The organism is Actinomadura sp. WAC 06369 (assembly GCF_003947565.1).
Lineage (GTDB): Bacteria > Actinomycetota > Actinomycetes > Streptosporangiales > Streptosporangiaceae > Spirillospora > Spirillospora rifamycini.
The window spans coordinates 1-278 of sequence record NZ_QHJN01000447.1 but is presented as its reverse complement, the minus strand read 5'-3'; the positions used below and the strand labels follow the sequence as shown (position 1 = coordinate 278).

Genomic DNA, 278 nt, shown 5'->3' with positions numbered 1-278 from the left:
CCGTCCCGGTCGCCGACGACGTGCCCGCCGCGCTCGCCGGCCGGGCCCGGCGCAGCGCGAAGACCGACTGGGCCGACCCGGCGCGGCTCCCGCGGATCCGCACCCGCGCCGGGGACCGGGCCCTGCCCGACTCCGCGACCCGGCGGCTGCTGGGCCTGCTCGCCGCGGGCGCCCCCGAGGTCGCCGACGTCCGCGAGCACTGCGACCGGCACTCGCTGGCCGAGTTCTCCTGGGCGGTGTTCCAGCGCTGGTACGCGTGCGGCGCGCCGACCAAGCAC

The 278-nt window shown here is 80.6% G+C and carries 1 protein-coding gene; it reads left to right on the top strand.

The annotated features are described in order from the left end of the window. The coding region (locus DMH08_RS40755) for a hypothetical protein (protein ID WP_158642482.1) at positions 1 to 278 on the top strand (278 nt) is incomplete at both ends.